The 19,538-nt window shown below is 58.3% G+C and carries 32 protein-coding genes; 31 read left to right on the forward strand and 1 reads right to left on the reverse strand.

Features of this window, described 5'->3' with window-relative positions; genetic code table 11:
- From ACFOJE_RS05935 to rplQ, 29 genes are all read left to right on the forward strand, one after another.
- A partial coding sequence (locus tag ACFOJE_RS05935; RefSeq protein ID WP_377813355.1) for an EF-Tu C-terminal domain-related protein occupies positions 1-235 on the forward strand: 235 nt, incomplete at its 5' end.
- A 151-nt stretch (positions 236-386) separates the two neighbouring features.
- Entirely contained in the window at positions 387-698 is a 312-nt protein-coding gene (gene rpsJ, locus ACFOJE_RS05940) for a 30S ribosomal protein S10 (protein ID WP_003243886.1), read from the forward strand.
- An 85-nt stretch (positions 699-783) separates the two neighbouring features.
- Positions 784-1,419, forward strand: coding sequence for a 50S ribosomal protein L3 (rplC, locus tag ACFOJE_RS05945; protein WP_377813366.1), 636 nt, complete (start codon positions 784-786; stop codon positions 1,417-1,419).
- Between the two features lie 15 nt (positions 1,420-1,434).
- Entirely contained in the window at positions 1,435-2,037 is a 603-nt protein-coding gene (gene rplD / locus ACFOJE_RS05950) for a 50S ribosomal protein L4 (protein ID WP_377813367.1), read from the forward strand.
- A complete protein-coding gene (gene rplW / locus ACFOJE_RS05955) occupies positions 2,034-2,333 on the forward strand; it encodes a 50S ribosomal protein L23 (protein WP_377813369.1) in 300 nt (99 codons plus the stop codon). Before rplD ends, rplW begins: the two co-directional genes overlap by 4 nt.
- A gap of 11 nt (positions 2,334-2,344) precedes the next feature.
- The gene (gene rplB / locus ACFOJE_RS05960; RefSeq protein ID WP_377813370.1) at positions 2,345-3,166 is read left to right on the forward strand and encodes a 50S ribosomal protein L2; all 822 of its coding nucleotides are present in this window, start codon (positions 2,345-2,347) and stop codon (positions 3,164-3,166) included.
- A gap of 16 nt (positions 3,167-3,182) precedes the next feature.
- A complete protein-coding gene (gene rpsS, locus ACFOJE_RS05965) occupies positions 3,183-3,458 on the forward strand; it encodes a 30S ribosomal protein S19 (RefSeq protein ID WP_377813371.1) in 276 nt (91 codons plus the stop codon).
- A 13-nt stretch (positions 3,459-3,471) separates the two neighbouring features.
- Positions 3,472-3,804: a 50S ribosomal protein L22 gene (gene rplV / locus ACFOJE_RS05970; protein WP_003304070.1), complete on the forward strand. Its 333-nt coding sequence runs from the start codon at positions 3,472-3,474 to the stop codon at positions 3,802-3,804.
- Positions 3,805-3,817: 13 nt separating this feature from the next.
- Positions 3,818-4,504, forward strand: coding sequence for a 30S ribosomal protein S3 (gene rpsC / locus ACFOJE_RS05975; protein WP_377813372.1), 687 nt, complete (start codon positions 3,818-3,820; stop codon positions 4,502-4,504).
- A 12-nt stretch (positions 4,505-4,516) separates the two neighbouring features.
- Complete coding sequence (rplP, locus tag ACFOJE_RS05980; RefSeq protein ID WP_377813374.1) at positions 4,517-4,930, forward strand: 50S ribosomal protein L16; 414 nt, start codon at positions 4,517-4,519, stop codon at positions 4,928-4,930.
- Positions 4,930-5,121 carry a 50S ribosomal protein L29 gene (rpmC, locus tag ACFOJE_RS05985; protein WP_377813375.1) on the forward strand — a complete coding sequence of 64 codons (192 nt, stop codon included), beginning with the start codon at positions 4,930-4,932 and terminating at the stop codon, positions 5,119-5,121. Before rplP ends, rpmC begins: the two co-directional genes overlap by 1 nt.
- A gap of 2 nt (positions 5,122-5,123) precedes the next feature.
- On the forward strand, positions 5,124-5,390 hold the full coding sequence (gene rpsQ, locus ACFOJE_RS05990) for a 30S ribosomal protein S17 (protein WP_377813376.1): 267 nt from the start codon (positions 5,124-5,126) through the stop codon (positions 5,388-5,390).
- Between the two features lie 23 nt (positions 5,391-5,413).
- Entirely contained in the window at positions 5,414-5,782 is a 369-nt protein-coding gene (gene rplN, locus ACFOJE_RS05995; RefSeq protein WP_003448734.1) for a 50S ribosomal protein L14, read from the forward strand.
- Positions 5,783-5,794: 12 nt separating this feature from the next.
- On the forward strand, positions 5,795-6,109 hold the full coding sequence (gene rplX / locus ACFOJE_RS06000; RefSeq protein ID WP_377813377.1) for a 50S ribosomal protein L24: 315 nt from the start codon (positions 5,795-5,797) through the stop codon (positions 6,107-6,109).
- A gap of 19 nt (positions 6,110-6,128) precedes the next feature.
- Positions 6,129-6,668 carry a 50S ribosomal protein L5 gene (gene rplE, locus ACFOJE_RS06005; RefSeq protein ID WP_377813378.1) on the forward strand — a complete coding sequence of 180 codons (540 nt, stop codon included), beginning with the start codon at positions 6,129-6,131 and terminating at the stop codon, positions 6,666-6,668.
- 12 nt (positions 6,669-6,680) lie between these two features.
- The gene (rpsN, locus tag ACFOJE_RS06010; protein WP_377813379.1) at positions 6,681-6,986 is read left to right on the forward strand and encodes a 30S ribosomal protein S14; all 306 of its coding nucleotides are present in this window, start codon (positions 6,681-6,683) and stop codon (positions 6,984-6,986) included.
- 188 nt (positions 6,987-7,174) lie between these two features.
- Positions 7,175-7,567, forward strand: a complete 393-nt coding sequence (gene rpsH, locus ACFOJE_RS06015; RefSeq protein WP_377813380.1) for a 30S ribosomal protein S8 — start codon at positions 7,175-7,177, stop codon at positions 7,565-7,567.
- 13 nt (positions 7,568-7,580) lie between these two features.
- Positions 7,581-8,114: a 50S ribosomal protein L6 gene (rplF, locus tag ACFOJE_RS06020; RefSeq protein ID WP_377813381.1), complete on the forward strand. Its 534-nt coding sequence runs from the start codon at positions 7,581-7,583 to the stop codon at positions 8,112-8,114.
- Between the two features lie 10 nt (positions 8,115-8,124).
- Positions 8,125-8,475 (forward strand): 50S ribosomal protein L18, encoded by a 351-nt coding sequence (gene rplR, locus ACFOJE_RS06025; RefSeq protein WP_377813382.1) that lies wholly within the window; start codon positions 8,125-8,127, stop codon positions 8,473-8,475.
- 3 nt (positions 8,476-8,478) lie between these two features.
- Positions 8,479-8,979, forward strand: a complete 501-nt coding sequence (rpsE, locus tag ACFOJE_RS06030) for a 30S ribosomal protein S5 (protein ID WP_377813383.1) — start codon at positions 8,479-8,481, stop codon at positions 8,977-8,979.
- Between the two features lie 2 nt (positions 8,980-8,981).
- Positions 8,982-9,158 (forward strand): 50S ribosomal protein L30, encoded by a 177-nt coding sequence (gene rpmD / locus ACFOJE_RS06035; protein ID WP_377813384.1) that lies wholly within the window; start codon positions 8,982-8,984, stop codon positions 9,156-9,158.
- Between the two features lie 3 nt (positions 9,159-9,161).
- The gene (gene rplO / locus ACFOJE_RS06040) at positions 9,162-9,596 is read left to right on the forward strand and encodes a 50S ribosomal protein L15 (RefSeq protein WP_377813386.1); all 435 of its coding nucleotides are present in this window, start codon (positions 9,162-9,164) and stop codon (positions 9,594-9,596) included.
- Positions 9,597-10,925: a preprotein translocase subunit SecY gene (gene secY / locus ACFOJE_RS06045; protein ID WP_377813387.1), complete on the forward strand. Its 1,329-nt coding sequence runs from the start codon at positions 9,597-9,599 to the stop codon at positions 10,923-10,925.
- A 30-nt stretch (positions 10,926-10,955) separates the two neighbouring features.
- Positions 10,956-11,072 carry a 50S ribosomal protein L36 gene (rpmJ, locus tag ACFOJE_RS06050; RefSeq protein WP_003093693.1) on the forward strand — a complete coding sequence of 39 codons (117 nt, stop codon included), beginning with the start codon at positions 10,956-10,958 and terminating at the stop codon, positions 11,070-11,072.
- 133 nt (positions 11,073-11,205) lie between these two features.
- Entirely contained in the window at positions 11,206-11,562 is a 357-nt protein-coding gene (gene rpsM, locus ACFOJE_RS06055) for a 30S ribosomal protein S13 (protein ID WP_377813388.1), read from the forward strand.
- Positions 11,563-11,592: 30 nt separating this feature from the next.
- Positions 11,593-11,982 carry a 30S ribosomal protein S11 gene (gene rpsK / locus ACFOJE_RS06060; protein ID WP_003093689.1) on the forward strand — a complete coding sequence of 130 codons (390 nt, stop codon included), beginning with the start codon at positions 11,593-11,595 and terminating at the stop codon, positions 11,980-11,982.
- Positions 11,983-11,998: 16 nt separating this feature from the next.
- On the forward strand, positions 11,999-12,619 hold the full coding sequence (rpsD, locus tag ACFOJE_RS06065; RefSeq protein WP_377813389.1) for a 30S ribosomal protein S4: 621 nt from the start codon (positions 11,999-12,001) through the stop codon (positions 12,617-12,619).
- Between the two features lie 22 nt (positions 12,620-12,641).
- A complete protein-coding gene (locus tag ACFOJE_RS06070) occupies positions 12,642-13,643 on the forward strand; it encodes a DNA-directed RNA polymerase subunit alpha (protein ID WP_377813390.1) in 1,002 nt (333 codons plus the stop codon).
- A gap of 44 nt (positions 13,644-13,687) precedes the next feature.
- On the forward strand, positions 13,688-14,077 hold the full coding sequence (gene rplQ / locus ACFOJE_RS06075; RefSeq protein WP_377813391.1) for a 50S ribosomal protein L17: 390 nt from the start codon (positions 13,688-13,690) through the stop codon (positions 14,075-14,077).
- Positions 14,078-14,296: 219 nt separating this feature from the next.
- Here the strand turns inward: rplQ and uvrA are convergent, their stop codons facing one another.
- The gene (gene uvrA / locus ACFOJE_RS06080) at positions 14,297-17,134 is read right to left on the reverse strand and encodes an excinuclease ABC subunit UvrA (RefSeq protein WP_377813392.1); all 2,838 of its coding nucleotides are present in this window, start codon (positions 17,132-17,134) and stop codon (positions 14,297-14,299) included.
- Positions 17,135-17,306: 172 nt separating this feature from the next.
- Here uvrA and ACFOJE_RS06085 point away from each other — a divergent pair, with 172 nt between their 5' ends.
- Both ACFOJE_RS06085 and ACFOJE_RS06090 read left to right on the forward strand, forming a co-directional pair.
- Positions 17,307-18,689 carry an MFS transporter gene (locus ACFOJE_RS06085; protein WP_377813393.1) on the forward strand — a complete coding sequence of 461 codons (1,383 nt, stop codon included), beginning with the start codon at positions 17,307-17,309 and terminating at the stop codon, positions 18,687-18,689.
- Between the two features lie 16 nt (positions 18,690-18,705).
- On the forward strand, positions 18,706-19,203 hold the full coding sequence (locus tag ACFOJE_RS06090) for a single-stranded DNA-binding protein (protein WP_377813394.1): 498 nt from the start codon (positions 18,706-18,708) through the stop codon (positions 19,201-19,203).
- Positions 19,204-19,538 lie beyond the last annotated feature (335 nt).

Raw genomic sequence — 19,538 nt, forward strand, 5'->3', positions numbered from 1 at the left:
TGGGCGTCATACCCCGTTCTTCAAGGGCTACCGTCCGCAGTTCTACTTCCGTACCACCGACGTGACCGGCAACTGCGAGCTGCCGGAAGGCGTCGAAATGGTGATGCCGGGTGACAACATCAAGATGACCGTCACCCTGATCGCTCCGATCGCCATGGAAGACGGCCTGCGCTTCGCCATCCGCGAAGGCGGTCGCACCGTCGGTGCTGGTGTGGTTGCCAAAATTATCGAGTAATCGGTGAGTTGTAAGAAAAAGCCCCTTCGGGGGCTTTTTCTATTTATTGGTCATTTATTGACACCCTGGGGGGGCATCCGTACAATTGCGCCTCCTTTTATCGGGCGTATTTTCGCCTGGTAAGGACGGCAACTTCGAGTCTGAGGTCAAAATGCAAAACCAACAAATCCGTATTCGGTTGAAGGCTTTTGACCATCGCCTGATTGATCAATCTACCCAGGAAATCGTGGAAACCGCGAAACGTACTGGTGCTCAGGTGCGTGGTCCGATTCCTCTGCCTACCCGCAAAGAGCGGTACACCGTACTGATCTCTCCGCACGTCAACAAGGACGCGCGCGATCAGTATGAGATTCGTACCCATAAGCGCGTGCTGGACATTGTTCAGCCCACCGACAAGACCGTCGATGCGCTGATGAAGCTTGATCTGGCGGCTGGCGTGGAAGTGCAGATCAGCCTCGGCTAAGACCTGGTAGGTTTTGGTCGTGTAACGCTCTGAAATGGGCGGCCATAGCGGGTGAAAGCCCCGTACACTCATGAGGTTTAACAACATGACTATTGGTGTAGTCGGTCGTAAGTGCGGTATGACCCGCATTTTCACCGAAGAGGGTGTCTCCATTCCGGTTACGGTCATTGAGATCGAGCCGAATCGCGTGACCCAATTCAAAACCGAAGAGAGCGACGGTTATCGCGCTGTGCAGGTCACGGTCGGCGAGCGTCGTGCTTCTCGCGTGACCAAGGCGCAAGCTGGTCACTTTGCCAAGGCCAACGTCGCTGCAGGTCGTGGCGTCTACGAGTTCCGCCTCGAAGAGGGCGAATTCCAGGCTGGCGATCTGATCAAGGCGGAGATTTTCCAAGCGGGTCAGCTGGTGGATGTCACCGGTCAGTCCAAGGGTAAAGGCTATGCCGGTACCATCAAGCGCTGGAACTTCCGTGGCCAGGACAACAGTCACGGCAACTCCGTTTCTCACCGTGTTCCAGGTTCCATCGGCCAGTGCCAGACTCCTGGTCGTGTGTTCAAGGGCAAAAAGATGTCCGGTCACTTGGGCGCTGAGCGCGTGACTGTGCAGTCCCTGGAAGTTGTGCGTGTCGATGCTGAGCGTAATCTGCTGCTGGTTAAGGGTGCCGTTCCTGGTGCTACCGGTGGTGACGTGCTCGTGCGTCCGGCTGCCAAGGCTCGCGGTTAAGAGGGGAGTGCTGAGATGCAATTGAATGTGAATGGCGCTCAGGCGATCGAAGTCTCCGAGCGCACCTTTGGCGGCGAGTTCAACGAAACCCTCGTTCACCAGGCGGTTGTTGCTTACATGGCTGGCGCTCGTCAGGGTAGCAAGCAGCAGAAGAACCGTTCCGACGTCTCCGGTGGCGGCAAGCGCCCCTGGCGTCAGAAGGGCACCGGCCGCGCTCGCGCCGGTACCACTCGTGGCCCGATCTGGCGTGGCGGTGGTGTGACCTTCGCCGCTCGTCCGCAGAACCATGAGCAAAAGCTCAACAAGAAGATGTACCGTGCCGCCCTGCGCTCCATTCTGAGCGAACTGGTGCGTCAGGATCGTCTGATTGTCGTTGAGGACTTCGTTGTCGATGCGCCGAAGACCAAGGCCCTGGTGAGCAAGCTGGGTAGCCTGGGTCTGAATGACGTGCTGATCGTGTCCGATGCCGTCGATCAAAACCTGTATCTGGCTGCGCGCAACCTGCCGCACGTCGATGTGCGTGATGTCCAAGGTTCCGATCCGGTCAGCCTGATCGCATACGACAAGGTGCTGGTCACCGTGTCGGCTGTGAAGAAATTCGAGGAGCTGCTGGGATGAACCAGGAACGCGTATTCAAAGTGCTGCTTGGTCCGCACATCTCCGAGAAAGCCACTGGGCTGGCGGACAGCAAGAGCCAATTCGTTTTCAAGGTTGCCACTGATGCAACCAAGCTGGAAATCAAGAAGGCCGTCGAAAGCCTGTTCAACGTGAAGGTCGCTCGCGTCACCACCCTGAATGTACAGGGCAAGACCAAGCGTACTGCTCGCGGTCTGGGCAAGCGCAACGACTGGAAGAAGGCTTATGTAGCCCTTCAGCCGGGTCAAGATCTCGATTTCGCCAGCAGCGCTGAGTAAAGGGGTGCATCATGGCAATCGTTAAATGCAAACCGACTTCCGCTGGCCGCCGTTTCGTGGTCAAGGTGGTCAACCAGGAGCTGCACAAAGGCGCTCCTTACGCACCGCTGGTGGAGAAGAAGTCCAAGACCGGTGGTCGTAACAACAATGGCCGCATCACCACTCGTCATATCGGCGGTGGCCACAAGCAGCACTATCGTCTAGTCGATTTTCGTCGCAACAAGGATGGCATTCCTGCCACCGTCGAGCGCATCGAATACGATCCGAACCGTACCGCACACATCGCGTTGCTGAAGTACGCCGATGGCGAGCGTCGCTACATCATCGCGCCGAAGGGCGTGGCTGCGGGCGATCAGCTGGTTTCCGGCGTCAACGCTCCGATCAAGGCTGGTAACACCCTGCCGCTGCGTAACATTCCGGTCGGCTCCACCATCCATGGTGTCGAACTCAAGCCGGGCAAAGGCGCCCAAATCGCTCGCTCTGCAGGGGCTTCGGTCCAGCTGGTCGCACGCGAAGGCGCTTACGTGACTCTGCGTCTGCGCTCTGGCGAAATGCGCAAAGTGCTAGCTGAGTGCCGTGCGACTCTCGGCGAGGTGTCCAACTCCGAGCACAGCTTGCGCTCGCTTGGTAAGGCTGGTGCCAAACGCTGGAAGGGTATTCGTCCGACTGTTCGTGGCGTGGCGATGAACCCGGTCGATCACCCCCATGGTGGTGGTGAAGGTCGTACCTCCGGTGGTCGTCATCCGGTGTCGCCGTGGGGCTTCCCGACTAAGGGCGCGAAGACTCGCACTAACAAGCGCACCGATAACATGATCGTCCGTCGTCGCAAGTAACTAGAGGGATACGACAGTGCCGCGTTCTCTGAAAAAAGGTCCTTTTATCGATCTTCACCTACTGAAGAAGGTCGAAGCGGCGGTGGAAAAGAACGATCGCAAGCCGGTTAAGACCTGGTCGCGCCGTTCCATGATCCTGCCGCAGATGGTTGGTCTGACCATTGCTGTGCATAACGGTCGTCAGCATGTTCCGGTTCTCGTGAATGAGGACATGGTCGGCCACAAACTCGGCGAGTTCGCTGCTACCCGCACCTATCGTGGGCATGCTGCGGACAAGAAAGGCAAACGCTAAGGGGTAAGGAAAGATGGAAGTAGCCGCTAAGTTGTCGGGCGCTCGCATCTCCGCCCAGAAAGCCCGCCTGGTCGCCGACCAGATCCGTGGGAAGAAGGTGGGCGACGCGCTCAACCTCCTGGCTTTCAGCAGCAAGAAAGCCGCCGAGATCATGAAGAAAGTGCTGGAGTCGGCCGTTGCCAACGCTGAGCACAATGAAGGCGCCGACGTGGACGATCTGAAGGTCTCCACCGTCTTCGTCAACGAAGGCCGTTCGCTCAAGCGCATCATGCCGCGCGCCAAGGGTCGTGCTGATCGCATCGTCAAGCGGTCTTGCCATATCACTGTCAAGGTTGCGGACAAGTAACGGAGTCGATCAGATGGGTCAGAAAGTACATCCCGTTGGCATCCGCCTGGGAATCGTCAAGGAGCACACCTCCGTCTGGTATGCAGACAAGCGTCAGTACGCTGATTATCTGCTGGCAGACCTGAAGGTTCGTGAGTATCTCCAGGACAAACTAAAAAGCGCGTCCGTGAGTCGTATCGACATCGCTCGTCCGGCTCAGACCGCACGCATCACCATCCATACCGCTCGTCCCGGCATTGTGATCGGCAAGAAGGGTGAGGATGTTGAGAAGCTGCGTCAGGACCTGACCAAGCAAATGGGTGTGCCGGTGCACATCAACATCGAAGAGATCCGCAAGCCGGAGCTCGACGGTATGCTGGTTGCGCAGAGCGTAGCTCAGCAGCTTGAGCGTCGCGTTATGTTCCGTCGTGCCATGAAGCGCGCCGTGCAGAATGCCATGCGCATTGGTGCCAAGGGCATCAAGATTCAGGTGAGCGGTCGTCTGGGTGGTGCTGAAATCGCCCGTACCGAGTGGTATCGCGAAGGCCGTGTGCCTCTGCACACTCTGCGTGCCGATATCGACTATGCCACCTATGAAGCGCACACCACCTACGGTGTGATCGGCGTCAAGGTTTGGATCTTCAAAGGCGAGGTCATCGGTGGCCGCCAGGAAGAGCTCAAGCCTCAAGCGCCCGCTCCTCGTAAAGCTGCTAAGAAATAAGGGGTACGCCAAATGTTGCAACCAAAGCGTACGAAGTTCCGCAAGCAGATGACCGGCCACAACCGCGGCCTGGCTCAGCGCGGTAGCAAGGTCAGCTTCGGCGAGTTCGCTCTGAAGTCCGTGAGCCGTGGTCGTCTCACCGCACGTCAAATCGAAGCTGCACGTCGTGCACTCACTCGTCACGTTAAGCGTGGCGGCAAGATCTGGATCCGCGTTTTCCCCGACAAGCCCGTTACCAAGAAGCCCCTCGAAGTGCGTATGGGTAAAGGTAAGGGTGGCGTCGAGTACTGGGTAGCCCAGATTCAGCCGGGCAAGGTGCTCTACGAGATCGAGGGCGTTTCCGAAGAGCTGGCGCGTGAGGCATTCGCCTTGGCTGCTGCAAAGCTGCCGCTCGCCACCACTTTTGTTAAGCGGACGGTGATGTGATGAAAGCGAATGAACTTCGTGAAAAATCAGTGGAGCAGCTGAACGAGCAACTGCTCGGCCTGCTGCGTGACCAGTTCAATCTGCGTATGCAGAAGGCAACTGGCCAGTTGGGGCAGACTCACCTGCTCTCGCAAGTGAAGCGCGATATCGCTCGCGTTAAGACTGTGCTCAACCAGCAAGCAGGTAAGTGATCATGGCTGAAGCTCAGAAAAACGTTCGCACGCTGACCGGCCGTGTTGTCAGCGACAAAATGGACAAGACCGTCACCGTCCTGATCGAGCGCCGCGTTAAGCACCCGATCTACGGTAAATACGTTAAGCGTTCGACCAAGCTGCACGCTCACGACGAAACCAACCAGTGCCGCATGGGTGACCTCGTCACCATTCGCGAGACCCGTCCGCTGGCCAAGACCAAGTCCTGGATGCTGGTGGAAGTCGTCGAGCGCGCGGTGGAAGTCTAAGAGACTAAGGGTCGGAGAAAGTTATGATTCAGACTCAATCCATGCTCGATGTGGCCGACAACAGCGGTGCCCGTCGCGTCATGTGCATTAAGGTGCTCGGCGGTTCGCATCGTCGTTACGCTGGTATTGGTGACATCATCAAGGTGACCGTGAAGGAAGCAATTCCGCGCGGCAAGGTGAAAAAGGGCCAGGTGATGACCGCTGTCGTGGTTCGCACCAAGCACGGCGTACGCCGTCCCGATGGCTCCATCATCCGCTTCGATGGCAATGCCGCGGTTCTGCTGAACAACAAGCAGGAGCCGATCGGCACTCGTATCTTCGGGCCAGTGACTCGTGAGCTTCGTTCCGAGAAGTTCATGAAGATCGTTTCGCTCGCCCCCGAAGTGCTGTAAGGAGAAGCCGTCATGCAAAAGATTCGTCGTGACGACGAGATCATCGTCATCGCCGGCAAAGACAAGGGCAAGCGCGGCAAGGTGCTCAAGGTCCTCGCTGACGACCGTCTGGTCGTCGGTGGGATCAACCTGGTGAAGCGCCATACCAAGCCGAACCCGATGCTGGGCGTACAAGGCGGTATCGTCGAGAAAGAAGCGCCGTTGCACGTTTCGAACGTTGCAATCTTCAATTCTGAAACCAACAAGGCTGATCGCGTTGGCTTCAAAGTCGAAGAAGGCAAAAAAATTCGTGTCTTCAAGTCCACCCAGAAGCCGGTTGGCGCTTGAGAATCATAGGTAAAACACCATGGCACGACTGAAAGAGATTTACCGGAAGGAAATCGCGCCCAAGCTGAAGGAAGAACTGAAGCTTGCGAATGTGATGGAAATTCCGCGCATCACTAAAATCACCCTGAACATGGGTTTGGGCGAGGCGGTCGGTGACAAGAAAGTCATCGAGCACGCTGTTGCCGATCTGGAAAAGATCACCGGTCAGAAGCCGGTCGTGACCTACGCTCGCAACTCCATCGCTGGTTTCAAGATCCGCGAAGGCTGGCCGATCGGTGTCAAGGTGACTCTGCGTCATGATCGGATGTACGAATTCCTGGATCGTCTGCTCTCCATCTCCCTGCCGCGCGTGCGTGACTTCCGCGGCCTGAATGCCAAGTCCTTCGATGGACGTGGCAACTACAGCATGGGTGTCAAGGAGCAGATCATCTTCCCGGAGATCGATTACGACAAGATCGATGCGCTGCGTGGTCTGGATATCACTCTGACCACCACTGCCCGTACGGATGATGAAGGTCGTGCTCTGCTGCGCGCCTTCAACTTCCCGTTCCGCAACTGATTGGAGTAGGAAATGGCCAAACAGAGCATGAAAAACCGTGAGCTGAAGCGTCAGCAAACGGTCGCCAAGTACGCCAAGAAGCGTGCCGAGCTGAAGGCTATCATTGCCAACCCGAACTCCACTCCGGAGCAGCGTTGGGAAGCTCAGATCGCCCTGCAGAAGCAGCCGCGTGATGCCAGTGCCTCTCGCCTGCGCAATCGCTGCCGCTTGACCGGTCGTCCGCATGGCGTGTACCGCAAGTTCGGTCTGTCCCGTAACATGCTGCGTCAAGCAGCCATGCGTGGCGACGTACCGGGCCTGGTCAAGGCCAGCTGGTAAGCCTATCGATCGCGCTAGCGGGAGAGTCTTCTCTCGATTCCGTAGATCATCAATCAAGCCCCTTTTGGGGCTTGATTCGTTTTTGAGCAGTCTCTAGAATGACCGGCTCTCCTGAGCCTGGGCTTCTTGCTCGGTGTTCGGGAACATAGGCCGTAAGGCTTCCTTTTAGTATCAGGAGCAATTAGCCCATGAGTATGCAGGACCCGTTAGCGGACATGCTAACTCGTATCCGTAATGCCCAGATGGCTGAGAAGACAGTGGTAAGCATGCCGTCTTCCAAGCTGAAGGTGGCAGTAGCCAGCGTTCTCAAAAACGAAGGCTACATTTCGGATTACCAGGTCAGCGGCGATGCCAAGCCGCAGCTGTCCATCGAGCTGAAGTATTTCGAAGGCCGCCCGGTCATCGAAGAGCTGAAGCGCGTCAGTCGTCCTGGCCTGCGCCAGTACAAGTCCGTCGATCAGCTGCCGAAAGTGCGTGGTGGCCTGGGCGTTTCGATTGTCTCCACCAACAAAGGTGTGATGACTGATCGTGCTGCTCGCGCTGCTGGCGTTGGTGGCGAAGTGCTCTGCACTGTGTTCTAAGGGGGGGATAAGCATGTCTCGCGTTGCTAAGAACCCCGTCAAGCTGCCAGCTGGCGTTGAGGTCAAACTGGCCGGTCAGCAGCTTTCCGTGAAGGGTGCTAAAGGGGCTCTCGAGCTCAAAGTGCATTCGTCCGTTGAGGTCATCCATGATGCTGGTGAGCTGCGTTTCGCCGCACGTAATGGGGACCAGCAGAACAAGGCCATGGCCGGTACCACCCGCGCACTGGTGAACAACATGGTGATCGGCGTCAGTCAAGGCTTCGAACGTAAGCTCCAGCTGGTCGGCGTTGGTTACAAGGCGCAAGCCAAAGGTCAAGTGCTGTCCCTGGCTCTCGGCTTCTCGCACCCGGTCGATTACGAGTTGCCGCAAGGCATTACCGCTGAGACTCCTAGCCAGACCGATATCCTGATCAAGGGTATCGACAAGCAGCTGGTCGGTCAGGTGGCGGCTGAAATTCGCGACTTCCGTCCGCCGGAGCCTTACAAAGGTAAGGGCGTGCGTTACGCCGACGAAGTCGTTCTTCGTAAAGAAGCTAAGAAGAAGTAGGGCATAGCAAATGAGCGTAAAGAAAGAAACTCGTCTGCGTCGCGCTCGCAAGGCACGCCTGAAAATGCGCGAGCTGGAAGCTGTACGCCTCTGCGTGTATCGCTCTTCCCAGCACATTTACGCCCAGGTCATTTCGGCCGACGGCGGCAAGGTTCTGGCTTCTGCCTCGACCTTGGACAAAGAACTGCGTGATGGTGCCACCGGCAACGTCGACGCGGCCAAGAAGGTCGGTCAGCTAGTGGCTGAGCGTGCGAAAGCGGCTGGTGTCACTCAGGTGGCATTCGATCGTTCTGGCTTCAAGTACCACGGTCGTGTCAAGGCACTGGCCGATGCTGCTCGTGAAGGCGGGCTGGAGTTCTAAGTTATGGCAAATAACGAGCAAAAGCGCGACGAAGGCTACATCGAGAAGCTGGTTCAGGTTAACCGCGTTGCCAAGACCGTAAAGGGCGGCCGTATCTTCACCTTCACCGCGCTGACCGTGGTCGGTGATGGTAAGGGGCGCGTCGGCTTCGGTCGTGGCAAGTCCCGCGAAGTCCCGGCGGCCATTCAGAAGGCCATGGAAGCCGCACGTCGCAACATGATTCAGGTGGATCTGAATGGATCCACTCTGCAATACCCGATCAAGTCCGCCCATGGTGCCTCCAAGGTGTTCATGCAGCCTGCTTCCGAAGGTACCGGCATCATCGCTGGTGGTGCCATGCGCGCCGTCCTTGAGGTTGCTGGTGTGCAGAACGTTCTGGCCAAGTGCTACGGCTCTACCAATCCGGTGAACGTGGTTTATGCCACCTTCAAAGGGCTGAAGAGCATGCAGTCTCCTGACTCCGTAGCAGCCAAGCGTGGTAAGAGCGTCGAGGAGATTCTCTGATCATGGCAACTGTTAAAGTCACTCTGGTCAAGAGCCTGAATGGCCGTTTGGCCAACCACAAGGCCTGTGTCAAGGGGCTCGGCCTGCGCCGTATCGGTCATACCGTCGAGGTTCAGGATACTCCTGAAAATCGTGGCATGATCAACAAGGCCAACTACCTTCTGCGTGTGGAGGGTTAATTCATGAAACTGAACGATCTGCGTTCCGCGCCGGGTTCCCGTCGCGAAAAGCTCCGTCCCGGTCGTGGTATCGGTAGCGGCCTGGGCAAGACCGGTGGCCGCGGCCACAAGGGTCAGACTTCCCGCTCCGGCGGCAAGATCGCTCCCGGGTTCGAGGGCGGCCAGCAGCCGCTGCACCGTCGCCTCCCGAAGTTTGGCTTCACCTCCCTGAAGGCTCTGGATCGCGCTGAAGTGCGCACCTCCGAGCTGGCGAAGGTAGAAGGCGACGTCGTGACCCTGCAAGCGCTTAAAGATGCCAATCTGATCAATCAGAACGTACAGCGCGTGAAGGTCATGCTGTCCGGTGAGGTTGGGCGGGCTGTCACTCTGAAAGGAATCGCCGCCACCAAGGGTGCGCGTGCGGCCATCGAAGCAGCTGGCGGTAAAATCGAGGACTAAATGGCTAAGCAAGGTGCTCTCTCCGCACTCAGCAATGGCGGATTGTCCGAGCTCTGGGCTCGATTGCGTTTCCTATTCCTAGCAATCATCGTCTATCGGATAGGGGCTCATATCCCAGTGCCCGGAATCAATCCCGACCGGCTGGCGGAACTGTTCCAGCAGAATGAGGGGACCATTCTTAGTCTGTTCAACATGTTCTCCGGCGGGGCGCTGGAGCGGATGAGTATCTTCGCGCTTGGGATCATGCCGTATATCTCGGCCTCGATCATCATGCAGTTGATGACTGCAGTTAGTCCGCAGCTGGAGCAGTTGAAGAAGGAGGGGGAGGCTGGCCGTCGAAAGATCAGCCAGTACACCCGCTACGGCACTCTGGCGCTCGCTGTCGTTCAAGCTATCGGTATGTCCGTTGGCCTGGCGAGCCAGGGTGTGGCCTTCTCCACTGACTTCGGTTTCTACTTCGTGGCTGTGGCTACATTCGTGGCCGGGGCTATGTTCATGATGTGGCTGGGTGAGCAGATCACCGAGCGTGGCATAGGTAATGGTATTTCCATGCTTATCTTCTCTGGCATCGTGGCTGGTCTTCCGGCGGCGATAGGGCAGTCTTTCGAGTCTGCCCGCCAGGGAGACATCAATATCATTGCTCTGCTTGCTGTGGCTCTGCTCGCTGTAGCTATCATCGGTTTCGTGGTTTTTGTCGAGCGTGGTCAGCGCCGTATCGCGGTGCACTACGCTAAGCGTCAGCAGGGCCGAAAGGTCTTCGCTGCTCAGACCAGCCACCTGCCGTTGAAAGTGAATATGGCTGGTGTCATTCCGGCTATTTTCGCCAGCAGCATCTTGCTGTTTCCCGCCTCGCTAGGTTCTTGGTTCGGTCAGTCGCAGGGCATGGGCTGGTTGCAAGATCTCGCTCAAGCCATTGCTCCCGGTCAGCCGTTGAACATTCTTCTGTTCAGTGCGGGAATCATTTTCTTCTGCTTCTTCTATACGGCATTGATGTTCAATCCGAAGGACGTTGCAGAGAATCTGAAGAAGTCTGGTGCCTTTATTCCGGGTATCCGTCCTGGTGAACAATCGGCTCGCTATATCGATGGTGTGCTGACTCGTCTGACCATGTTCGGTGCTCTTTACATGACGGCCGTATGCCTGTTTCCCCAGTTCCTGGTGGTTGCAGCCAACGTACCGTTCTACCTTGGCGGGACCTCGTTGCTGATCGTGGTTGTGGTTGTTATGGACTTCATGTCGCAAGTACAATCGCACCTCGTTTCGCACCAGTACGAATCCCTGATGAAGAAAGCCAATCTGAAGGGTTACGGCAGCGGCATGCTCCGCTGAAGTGCGCCCATAAGGTTCGAGGAGTTGGTGATGAAAGTTCGTGCATCGGTGAAGAAGCTGTGCCGTAACTGCAAGATCATCCGTCGCGACGGTATCGTTCGCGTGATCTGCAGCGCGGAGCCGCGTCACAAGCAGCGCCAAGGCTGAGTGTGATTCGCGCGTAATGAACCCGGCAGCTAGTGCGCTGCCGGGTTGATTCTTTATTACTACAGCGCTATTATCCCGCGCCCTGTTTCTTGGCTTCCAGGGTGTGGGTAGCTGTCAATTGGAGTTCCACTGAATGGCCCGTATTGCAGGCGTCAACATTCCAGATAACAAGCATACTGTTATCTCGCTGACCTACATCTACGGTGTTGGTCGCACCCGTGCACAGGCTATCTGTGCCGCTGCCGGCGTCAACCCGGCAGTCAAAATCAAGGATCTTTCCGACGAGCAGGTCGAGCAACTGCGTAGCGAAGTCGCCAAGTTCACCACTGAGGGTGACCTGCGCCGCGAAATCAACATGAAGATCAAGCGCTTGATGGATCTGGGCTGCTACCGCGGTCTGCGTCACCGTCGTGGCCTGCCGGTTCGCGGCCAGCGTACCAAAACCAACGCGCGTACCCGCAAGGGCCCGCGTAAGCCGATCCGCAAGTAATCGCATTCGCGAATCGACAGGAATCTGATCATGGCAAAACCTGCTGCTCGTCCTCGTAAAAAAGTCAAAAAGACAGTGGTTGATGGGATCGCCCATATTCACGCGTCTTTTAACAACACCATCGTGACCATCACTGACCGTCAGGGCAATGCTCTGTCGTGGGCTACCTCTGGTGGCTCCGGCTTCCGTGGCTCGCGCAAAAGCACCCCGTTCGCTGCTCAGGTTGCAGCTGAGCGCGCTGGCCAAGCTGCTCTGGAATACGGACTGAAGAACCTCGACGTAAACGTCAAGGGGCCCGGCCCGGGTCGCGAGTCCGCCGTGCGTGCTTTGAACGCCTGTGGCTATAAAATCGCCAGCATCACTGACGTGACGCCCATCCCGCACAACGGGTGCCGTCCGCCGAAGAAGCGTCGCGTGTAATAGGAGACAGTAAGAAATGGCTCGTTACATTGGTCCCAAATGCAAACTGTCTCGTCGTGAAGGTACCGATCTCTTCCTGAAGAGTGGTGCTCGCGCGCTCGAATCCAAGTGCAACGTCGAAAGTGCTCCTGGCCAGCATGGCCAGCGTCGCGGTCGTCTTTCCGACTACGGCACCCAGCTGCGTGAAAAGCAGAAAGTCCGTCGTATCTATGGCGTCCTCGAGCGTCAGTTCAGCGGCTACTACAAGGAAGCTGCCAGCCGCAAAGGCGCTACCGGCGAAAACCTGCTTCAGCTGCTGGAATGCCGTCTGGACAACGTTGTCTACCGCATGGGCTTCGGCTCCACCCGTGCAGAGTCCCGTCAGCTCGTTTCTCACAAAGCGATCACCGTTAACGGTCAAACTGTCAATGTCCCGTCCTATCAGCTGAAGGCTGGTGATGTGGTTGCCGTCCGCGAGAAAGCCAAGAACCAGCTGCGTATTGCCCAGGCTCTGGATCTGTGTGCGCAGCGAGGCCGCGTCGAGTGGGTTGAAGTGGACGCAGAGAAGAAGAGCGGCGTGTTCAAGAGCGTGCCTGCTCGTAGCGACCTGTCTGCCGACATCAACGAAAACCTGATTGTCGAGCTCTACTCCAAGTAAGGGCTAGAAAATAGGTGTATCCATGCAGAGTTCGGTAAATGAGTTTCTGACCCCCCGCCACATCGATGTGCAGGCGGTCAGTCCGACCCGCGCCAAGATCACGCTCGAGCCTCTCGAGCGTGGCTTTGGCCATACCTTGGGCAACGCGCTGCGTCGCATCCTGTTGTCCTCCATGCCTGGCTGTGCAGTGGTCGAGGCCGAAATCGATGGTGTGCTTCATGAGTACAGTGCCATCGAAGGTGTTCAGGAAGATGTGATTGAAATCCTGCTCAACCTGAAAGGCCTGGCTATCAAGCTGCACGGCCGTGACGAAGTAACGCTGAACCTGAGCAAGAGTGGTTCGGGCGTGGTCACCGCTGCCGATATTCAGCTGGATCATGATGTCGAAATCGTCAATGGCGACCACGTGATTGCCAATCTGGCGGACAACGGCACGCTGAACATGAAGCTCAAGGTGGCTCGTGGTCGTGGCTATGAGCCCGCCGACGCGCGCCAGAGTGATGAGGACGAGAGTCGCAGCATCGGTCGTCTGCAGCTGGACGCCTCCTTCAGCCCGGTCCGTCGTGTTGCTTACGTGGTGGAAAACGCCCGTGTCGAGCAGCGCACCAACCTGGACAAGCTGGTCATTGATCTGGAAACCAACGGTACCTTGGATCCTGAAGAGGCCATCCGTCGTGCCGCGACCATTCTGCAGCAGCAGTTGGCCGCGTTCGTCGACCTCAAGGGTGATACCGCACCGGTGGTGGTCGAGCAGGAGGACGAGATCGATCCCATCCTGCTGCGCCCTGTCGATGATTTGGAATTGACCGTTCGTTCGGCCAACTGCCTCAAGGCGGAGAACATCTACTACATCGGTGACCTAATTCAGCGCACCGAGGTTGAGCTGTTGAAAACTCCTAACTTGGGCAAGAAGTCCCTGACCGAAATCAAGGACGTTTTGGCTTCCCGTGGTCTGTCCCTCGGTATGCGCCTCGACAACTGGCCGCCGGCAAGTCTGAAGAAAGACGATAAGGCCACGGCCTGATCGTCATCATCACCGAACGAATAAGTTTGGTAAGGAATTGAACCATGCGTCATCGTAAAAGTGGCCGTCACCTGAGCCGCACTAGCGCACACCGCAAGGCCATGTTCCAGAACATGGCAGTGTCGCTGTTCGAGCACGAACTGATCAAAACCACCCTGCCGAAGGCCAAGGAGCTGCGTCGCGTTGCTGAGCCGCTGATCACCCTGGCCAAGGAAGACAGCGTCGCCAATCGCCGTTTGGCTTTTGATCGTACTCGCTCGAAAGCCGCTGTGGGCAAGCTGTTCAACGATCTCGGTAAGCGTTATGCCAATCGTCAAGGCGGCTATCTGCGCATCCTGAAGTGCGGTTTCCGCGCCGGCGACAACGCCCCTATGGCTTACGTCGAGCTGGTTGACCGTCCGGTTGCCGGTCAGGTCGAAGCGGCTGCAGAGTAAGATCTGCAGGTGAAAAAGACCGAGCCCTCAGGCTCGGTTTTTTTATGCCATAAAGATTTGGTTTCTTTTATCCCCCCGCAGACTCTTTGCCCCTCAGTGTTGTGCCTTGAGCGTACTACTGCTTCTCTACCTAGGAATGTATCAGCCCCAGGGTATTGAATTTCGCCAGGCCCGCATTCCGGTCGGGCCTGTTCGACAGGTGATCTCTCTTGCAGGCCGTTACAGCCTCCCGTCTTTTTCCAGCAATGGTTTGAGAAACTGACCGGTATAGGAATGGGGTATCGCGGCCACTTCTTCCGGCGTGCCGTTGGCTATGATTTGTCCACCACGAGATCCTCCCTCCGGCCCCAGATCGACCAGCCAATCGGCAGTCTTGATCACGTCCAGATTGTGCTCGATCACGACCACGGTGTTGCCGTGGTTGCGCAGGCGATGAAGTACGTCCAAGAGTTGCTGGATATCGGAGAAGTGCAAACCTGTGGTCGGTTCATCGAGAATGTACAGGGTCTTGCCCGTGTCGCGCTTGGATAGTTCTCGCGATAGCTTGACCCGCTGGGCCTCTCCCCCCGACAGAGTCGTAGCGCTTTGGCCGAGCTTGATATAGGCGAGGCCTACATCGATCAGCGTTTGCAGTTTGCGGGCGATGGCGGGGATTGGATCGAACAGCTCGCGGGCTTCCTCGATGGTCATTTCCAAGACTTCGTGGATGTTTTTCCCCTTGTACTTCACTTCCAGCGTTTCCCGGTTGTAGCGTTTGCCCTTGCATACGTCGCAGGGCACGTAGATATCCGGGAGGAAATGCATCTCCACCTTGATCACGCCATCGCCCTGGCAGGCCTCACAGCGTCCGCCTTTGACGTTGAAGGAGAACCGTCCCGGACCATAACCACGCGAGCGCGATTCGGGCACTCCGGCGAACAGCTCCCGAATCGGTGTGAATAGACCGGTATAGGTTGCTGGGTTGGAGCGCGGCGTGCGACCTATGGGGCTCTGGTCGATATCCACTACTTTGTCCAGGTGCCGCAGGCCGTCACAGGTATCATGGGGAGCCACCTCCATGGAGGAAGCTTTGTTCAACGCATTGGCAGCCAGTGGAAAGAGGGTGTTGTTGATGAGTGTCGATTTGCCGGAGCCGGATACACCGGTAATACAGGTCAGGAGGCCCAGCGGTATTTCCAGATTGACGTTCTGCAGGTTGTTGCCGCGGGCTCCCTTGAGCTTGAGCAGCTTCTTCGGGTCGCGTCGCGTCCGCTCCGCGGGATAGCGGATCTTCTCCCGGCCGGAGAGATACTGGCCAGTGAGAGACACAGGATGCGCCATTATCTCGCCGGGAGTCCCTTCGGCGACGACCTGGCCGCCATGTACGCCAGCGCCAGGCCCGATGTCCACCACGTAGTCGGCCAGGCGAATGGCGTCCTCGTCGTGCTCCACCACGATGACCGTATTGCCGAGATCACGCAGGCGGGTGAGGGTGCTGAGCAGGCGTTCGTTGTCGCGCTGGTGAAGGCCGATAGAGGGTTCGTCGAGGATATACATGACGCCGACCAGGCCTGCTCCGATCTGGCTGGCCAGGCGTATCCGCTGCGCCTCGCCCCCGGACAGCGTGTCGGCGCTACGGTCCAGGGTCAGGTAATCCAGACCGACGTTGACCAAGAACTGCAGGCGCTCGCGGATCTCCTTGAGGATCTTCGCGGCGATCTCGCCACGGCGTCCGCTCAGCGCGAGATTTTCGAAGTAACCGCAGGCATCGCCTACCGGCATGGCGGTGACCCCGGGCAAGGTCTTGTCGCCTACCCAGACATGCCGGGCCTCGCGCCGTAGTCGCGTACCGCGGCAGTCGGGACAGGGCTGGGTGCTGAGCAGCTTGGCCAAGTCCTCACGTACGCTGTTCGATTCGGTCTCTCGGTAGCGCCGTTCCAGATTGGGAATGATGCCCTCGAAGGGATGCGGCCGGGTAACGACATCTCCGCGGTCGTTGAGATAGCGGAAATCGATGTTCTCCCGGCCACTGCCGTAGAGAAGGGCTTTCTGATGCTCTGGCGAGAGTTGTCCGAATGGGACATTCAGATCGAAGCCATAGTGCGCCGACAACGAGCCGAGCATCTGGAAGTAGTAGACGTTGCGTCGGTCCCACCCGCGGATCGCGCCCTCGGCCAGGGTCAGCTCGCCGTTCACCAGGCGCTTGGCGTCGAAGAACTGCTTGACCCCGAGGCCGTCGCAGGTGGGGCAGGCGCCGGCCGGGTTGTTGAAGGAGAACAGCTTGGGTTCAAGCTCGCTGATGGAGTGGCCGCAGACCGGGCAGGCGAAGCGTGCCGAGAAGATCAGCTCCTCCGCTTCCTCGTCGTCCATGGGAGCGACCAGGGCGATATCGTCAGCCAGTTTCAGTGCCGTCTCGAATGACTCGGCGAGGCGCTGCTGTAGATCTCCACGGACCTTGAAGCGGTCGATGACCACCTCGATGCTGTGCTTCTTCTGCTTGTCCAGCTTAGGTAGCTCATCGAGCTCGTAGAGCTTGCCGTCGACCCGGGCGCGGACGAAACCTTGGGCGCGCAATTCCTCGAACACGGCGAGGTGCTCGCCTTTGCGCTCGCGGATCACGGGTGCCAACAACATGCGTTTGCTGCCTTCGGGGAGCGCCAGGACTTGGTCGACCATTTGGCTCACGGTCTGAGCTTCCAGCGGAATGTCGTGCTCGGGACAGCGCGGGATGCCGACCCGGGCGTAGAGAAGACGCAGATAGTCGTAAATCTCGGTGATGGTGCCGACGGTCGAGCGTGGGTTGTGCGAGGTGGATTTCTGTTCGATCGAGATCGCTGGAGACAGGCCCTCGATGGTGTCCACGTCCGGCTTTTCCATCATCGACAGGAACTGCCGGGCATAGGCCGAGAGCGACTCGACGTAGCGGCGCTGACCCTCAGCATAGAGCGTGTCGAAGGCCAGCGAAGACTTACCGGAGCCGGACAGGCCCGTGATCACGATCAGCTTGTCGCGTGGCAGGGTGAGGTCGATATTCTTCAGGTTGTGGGTGCGCGCCCCACGGATCAGGATCTTGTCCAAAACGGTCTCGCATGGCGGGCGGAAACAGCTCAGTATAAGTCGCTCGGAACTGCACCGGCAAAGTGCCTGGTCAGGTCTGCGATATCTTTATCGGCAGTTGGCCTGCATGTTTGCATGGGCTGTCGGCGGGACCGCTGGTAGAATCCCGGCGCATTTTTCATGAGGGCGGACCATGCATGACACTGAACGCATGAATAGCGGAGAAATCCGAGCGGGGATCGGACTGGCGCTGGTCTTCGCCTTTCGCATGCTCGGCATGTTCATGGTGCTGCCGGTGCTGGCCACCTACGGCATGGATCTGGCCGATGCCACGCCGGCGTTGATCGGCCTGGCCATCGGTGCCTATGGCCTCACTCAGGCGGTGCTGCAGATTCCCTTCGGCATGCTTTCCGACCGGATCGGTCGGCGGCCGGTCATCTATGCCGGCCTCTTGGTCTTTGCCGCCGGTAGTGCGCTGGCGGCTGGGGCCGATTCGATCTGGGGCGTCATCGCCGGCCGCGTGTTGCAGGGGGCTGGCGCCATCTCCGCTGCGGTGATGGCGCTGCTTTCCGATCTCACCCGTGAGCAGCACCGGACCAAGGCCATGGCCATGATCGGCATGAGCATCGGCCTATCGTTCGCCGTGGCCATGGTGGTCGGCCCGCTGCTGACGAGGGCCTTCGGGCTGTCCGGGCTGTTCTGGGTGACCGCCGGGATGGCTCTTCTGGGGATCGTGTTGGTCGTCGCGCTGGTGCCCAAGGGGACTGGCGCATTGCAGCACCGGGAGTCCGTAGTGGCCGGTCAGGCCATCCGCTCGACTCTGCGCAATGGCGACCTGCTGCGCCTGGACTTCGGCATCCTTGCCCTGCATGCCATCCTCATGGCCAGCTTCGTCGCCTTGCCCCTGGCCTTGGTGGAGAGGGGCGGGCTGCCCCGGGAAGAGCACTGGTGGGTTTACCTGACCGCCCTGCTCGTAGGCTTCTTCGGCATGGTGCCGTTCATTATTTATGCCGAAAAGAAACGCCGTATGAAGCGCGTGTTGGGAGCAGCCGTAGCGGTGTTGCTGTTCTGCGAGCTGTTCTTCTGGCAGTTCGGAAACAGTCTGACCATGCTGGTGATCGGCGCGGTGATCTTTTTCACGGCATTCAACCTGCTGGAGGCATCCCTGCCTTCGCTGGTCAGCAAGGTCGCCCCGGCCGGTGGCAAGGGGACGGCAATGGGCGTGTATGCCACCACCCAGTTCCTGGGGGCGGCTTTGGGCGGAATTCTTGGCGGTTGGCTATACCAACAGGGAGGGCTTGGCGGCGTGTTCGTCGGTTGCGCATTGCTCTGCGCTCTGTGGCTCGTCATAGCTGTTACCATGCGCGAACCTCCGTATGTCACGAGCCTGCGGCTGCCGCTTTCGCCGACTGCATTGCGCGATGCCGGCCTGATCCAGCGCCTGCTGGCGGCTCCGGGTGTGGCGGATGCCATGGTGGTGGCCGAGGAGGCCGCCCTTTACATCAAAGTGGATACTCAAAAACTGGATCGTACATCCTTGGAGCGCCTGATCGAGTCGGCGCCTGCGATGTGCTGAAGCCTAGGAGAACGTTATGGCCCGTGGGGTTAACAAAGTCATATTGATCGGCAATGTCGGTGGCGATCCGGAAACCCGCTACCTGCCCAACGGCAATGCGGTCACCAACATCACCCTGGCTACGACCGACAGCTGGAAGGACAAGCAGACCGGTCAGCAGCAGGAGCGTACCGAATGGCACCGGGTGGTGTTCTTCGGCAAACTGGCCGAGATCGCCGGCGAGTATCTGCGCAAGGGCTCGCAGTGCTACGTCGAAGGACGGCTGCAAACTCGCAAGTGGCAAGGGCAGGACGGTCAAGACCGCTATACCACCGAGATCGTCGTTGACATGAACGGCACGCTGCAGTTGCTCGGCGGTCGCGGTGGAAATGCCGATGATGCTCCGCGCGCGCCGCGTCCGGCGCGCGAGATGCAGCCCGCGCCGGCCCCGCAGTCTCGCCCGGCCCCGCAACCCGCGACCAGGCAGGAGCCGGCCCCGGATTACGACAGCTTCGACGACGATATCCCGTTCTAAAGGCGGCGATTCACGTAATTGAAACAAGACCCCGCTTGGCGGGGTCTTGTCTTAAACGGAAAAGTTTCCCGTCGCGCAATTTCTATCCAGAAAGCGCGCCCGAGAGATTCGCTCCTCGGATGAATCCACCTCCCTTCTGCTTGTTAGCTCAAACAACTGTCGTAAAAGGACTTATGACGACGCCTTTGAATCGACGGCCTGTATTGCCTTGCAGCCATGCTTAGCGGTTACTCGGCTGATAGTGATCTTCTCCGCCCCCGTCTGCTTCTGCGTTCTGTAAGCCCTGCACAGCCCTGTGCTGTAGGTAAAAAGGCAACTTCTGGCTCCTCTATTCT

This window comes from Azotobacter bryophylli (assembly GCF_042643485.1).
GTDB classification, from domain to species: Bacteria; Pseudomonadota; Gammaproteobacteria; order Pseudomonadales; family Pseudomonadaceae; genus Azotobacter; species Azotobacter bryophylli.

Coding starts and splice junctions, on each gene's coding strand:
- rpsJ (WP_003243886.1), top strand. CDS start 387: ATGCAAAACCAACAAATCCGTATTCGGTTGAAGGCTTTTGACCATCGC.
- rplC (WP_377813366.1), top strand. CDS start 784: ATGACTATTGGTGTAGTCGGTCGTAAGTGCGGTATGACCCGCATTTTC.
- rplD (WP_377813367.1), top strand. CDS start 1,435: ATGCAATTGAATGTGAATGGCGCTCAGGCGATCGAAGTCTCCGAGCGC.
- rplW (WP_377813369.1), top strand. CDS start 2,034: ATGAACCAGGAACGCGTATTCAAAGTGCTGCTTGGTCCGCACATCTCC.
- rplB (WP_377813370.1), top strand. CDS start 2,345: ATGGCAATCGTTAAATGCAAACCGACTTCCGCTGGCCGCCGTTTCGTG.
- rplV (WP_003304070.1), top strand. CDS start 3,472: ATGGAAGTAGCCGCTAAGTTGTCGGGCGCTCGCATCTCCGCCCAGAAA.
- rpsC (WP_377813372.1), top strand. CDS start 3,818: ATGGGTCAGAAAGTACATCCCGTTGGCATCCGCCTGGGAATCGTCAAG.
- rplP (WP_377813374.1), top strand. CDS start 4,517: ATGTTGCAACCAAAGCGTACGAAGTTCCGCAAGCAGATGACCGGCCAC.
- rpmC (WP_377813375.1), top strand. CDS start 4,930: ATGAAAGCGAATGAACTTCGTGAAAAATCAGTGGAGCAGCTGAACGAG.
- rpsQ (WP_377813376.1), top strand. CDS start 5,124: ATGGCTGAAGCTCAGAAAAACGTTCGCACGCTGACCGGCCGTGTTGTC.
- rplN (WP_003448734.1), top strand. CDS start 5,414: ATGATTCAGACTCAATCCATGCTCGATGTGGCCGACAACAGCGGTGCC.
- rplX (WP_377813377.1), top strand. CDS start 5,795: ATGCAAAAGATTCGTCGTGACGACGAGATCATCGTCATCGCCGGCAAA.
- rplE (WP_377813378.1), top strand. CDS start 6,129: ATGGCACGACTGAAAGAGATTTACCGGAAGGAAATCGCGCCCAAGCTG.
- rpsN (WP_377813379.1), top strand. CDS start 6,681: ATGGCCAAACAGAGCATGAAAAACCGTGAGCTGAAGCGTCAGCAAACG.
- rpsH (WP_377813380.1), top strand. CDS start 7,175: ATGAGTATGCAGGACCCGTTAGCGGACATGCTAACTCGTATCCGTAAT.
- rplF (WP_377813381.1), top strand. CDS start 7,581: ATGTCTCGCGTTGCTAAGAACCCCGTCAAGCTGCCAGCTGGCGTTGAG.
- rplR (WP_377813382.1), top strand. CDS start 8,125: ATGAGCGTAAAGAAAGAAACTCGTCTGCGTCGCGCTCGCAAGGCACGC.
- rpsE (WP_377813383.1), top strand. CDS start 8,479: ATGGCAAATAACGAGCAAAAGCGCGACGAAGGCTACATCGAGAAGCTG.
- rpmD (WP_377813384.1), top strand. CDS start 8,982: ATGGCAACTGTTAAAGTCACTCTGGTCAAGAGCCTGAATGGCCGTTTG.
- rplO (WP_377813386.1), top strand. CDS start 9,162: ATGAAACTGAACGATCTGCGTTCCGCGCCGGGTTCCCGTCGCGAAAAG.
- secY (WP_377813387.1), top strand. CDS start 9,597: ATGGCTAAGCAAGGTGCTCTCTCCGCACTCAGCAATGGCGGATTGTCC.
- rpmJ (WP_003093693.1), top strand. CDS start 10,956: ATGAAAGTTCGTGCATCGGTGAAGAAGCTGTGCCGTAACTGCAAGATC.
- rpsM (WP_377813388.1), top strand. CDS start 11,206: ATGGCCCGTATTGCAGGCGTCAACATTCCAGATAACAAGCATACTGTT.
- rpsK (WP_003093689.1), top strand. CDS start 11,593: ATGGCAAAACCTGCTGCTCGTCCTCGTAAAAAAGTCAAAAAGACAGTG.
- rpsD (WP_377813389.1), top strand. CDS start 11,999: ATGGCTCGTTACATTGGTCCCAAATGCAAACTGTCTCGTCGTGAAGGT.
- ACFOJE_RS06070 (WP_377813390.1), top strand. CDS start 12,642: ATGCAGAGTTCGGTAAATGAGTTTCTGACCCCCCGCCACATCGATGTG.
- rplQ (WP_377813391.1), top strand. CDS start 13,688: ATGCGTCATCGTAAAAGTGGCCGTCACCTGAGCCGCACTAGCGCACAC.
- ACFOJE_RS06085 (WP_377813393.1), top strand. CDS start 17,307: ATGCATGACACTGAACGCATGAATAGCGGAGAAATCCGAGCGGGGATC.
- ACFOJE_RS06090 (WP_377813394.1), top strand. CDS start 18,706: ATGGCCCGTGGGGTTAACAAAGTCATATTGATCGGCAATGTCGGTGGC.